Here is a 1,609-nt window from a genome sequence, read left to right as displayed (position 1 = left end):
AGCCTTGATCCACCGATCCGCCTGGGCTGATGATCTGGATCTGACTTTTGGCGGTTTTGCGGGCTGAGTGCGTGGTGGGGTGCCGGGCCTCGCTGCCCTTGGGTGTTCCACTGGTGGTTCGGTTGCGCCGTGTGGCTGGGTTGACGGGGTTCAGGCGGGTTGCGGCGGCGGGTAGAGTCCGTCGAATAATGCCTGCCATGGTGTTTGCCATGGCCAGGATTCGGGCAGATGAAGACGGACGCGTCGGGCGCTGGTGGCGATCCTGGCCGGGACGTGGATGAGTTTGCGGCGGATCGTGCCGGTCCTGGCCTTGCCGAAGGGCCCTGCGGCTAGGATCCCGGCGGCGCGGGTGAGGTTGTAGGCCATGACGGCGGCGACCAGCCACGCTGAGTTCGCGGCGAAAACACCGGAGGGCATGTGCGCCAGAGCGCTGTCTTTCAGATCGGCATTGACCTGCTCGATCTGTGCGTGTTTGCGGTGGGTTTTGTCCGCTGCGACGGTGTCCAGGACCGCAGCGTCCAAGGTGGTGAAGAACGCGTGATGCCGGTGGGTCTCGAACAGGGGTTCCTGCCCGTCGGCGGTTTTCGGGTTCAGTTCCGGGATCCGGCGAACGACCAGCCGGCCGGTGATCTGCTCGGCCTTTTTGCGGGAGGAGAAGGCGGTGAACACGGTTTCGGCGACCTCGGCCTTCGAGACCCAGGTGTTGGTGGTCTCGTCGAAGACCGCGTCGGTGTATTCGATCGTTTTCCACGCCGTTTCAGGGATCCCGGTGATGGCGCGTTTGACGGCCGGGTCCATCCGCACGGTCACCGAGACCTCCGCGCCGCCGGCGAGGGCCGCGGAAACCGCGGCATGGCCGTAGTAGGCCGAATCGAAACGGCAGAGCACCCGCACGCCGGTCTGCAGACGCCTGAGCGTGGACAGGGCATCGGTGATCAGGCGTTTGGCGCCGCGGGCCGAGTTCGCCGCCCCTTTGCGCAGCCGCTGGGCCAGGATCACCGGGGCCGTGTCCGTGGTGGAGACCGTCGCCAGCAAAGCGTTCAGGCCCCGGACCCCGGAGTATCCGTAGCCGGAGCCCTGCTTGGCGTAGCCGTGGACCTCGATGATCGTGTCATCGACATCCACGAACACGAAGTCACCGGCGGCGAGTGAGCCCAGCAAAGGTGCCCGGCCGGCCAGGTTGGCCAGGAACCGTGACGCGACCGCATCCAGTTGCCGGACGTGCCCGAAGGTGAAGGCCCGCAGGAACGAACCCAGGGTCGAGGGCGCGTAACAGGCGGTGAAGAGCCGCTTCATCCCGCCGTGGCGAAGCAGGGCCATGTCATCGATGCTGTCCGCTCCGGCAACCATCCCGGCCACCAGGGACGCGATCTTCAGCCCGGCATTCGCGCCCTTGTCCGTCGGCACTGACAGCCATCTATCGGCCAGCTCGTGCAGCCCGGCGTCCCGGGCCAAGGTCATCACCGGAAGCAGTCCAGCCACCGACACGAGATTCGCCTCGTCGAAAGAAACTGACACCGCGGACGGCTTATGGGAAACTTGCATCTACGAGATGCCTCTCTTTTCGGTGGTCAATGGGTTCTAGACAAGCTCCATTTTCCTTGAAAAG

At 65.2% G+C, this 1,609-nt stretch carries 1 protein-coding gene; it reads right to left on the bottom strand.

Annotated features, from left to right (window positions below):
* Nucleotides 1-150 precede the first annotated feature (150 nt).
* Nucleotides 151-1,545 (bottom strand): IS1380 family transposase, encoded by a 1,395-nt coding sequence (locus ACZY0Y_RS19825; RefSeq protein ID WP_463959934.1) that lies wholly within the window; start codon nucleotides 1,543-1,545, stop codon nucleotides 151-153.
* Nucleotides 1,546-1,609: the final 64 nt, after the last annotated feature.

Source organism: Pseudarthrobacter kochi, from assembly GCF_055412805.1.
This window is presented reverse-complemented; position numbering and strand designations above follow the sequence as displayed.

Coding starts and splice junctions, on each gene's coding strand:
- ACZY0Y_RS19825 (WP_463959934.1), bottom strand. CDS start 1,545: ATGCAAGTTTCCCATAAGCCGTCCGCGGTGTCAGTTTCTTTCGACGAG.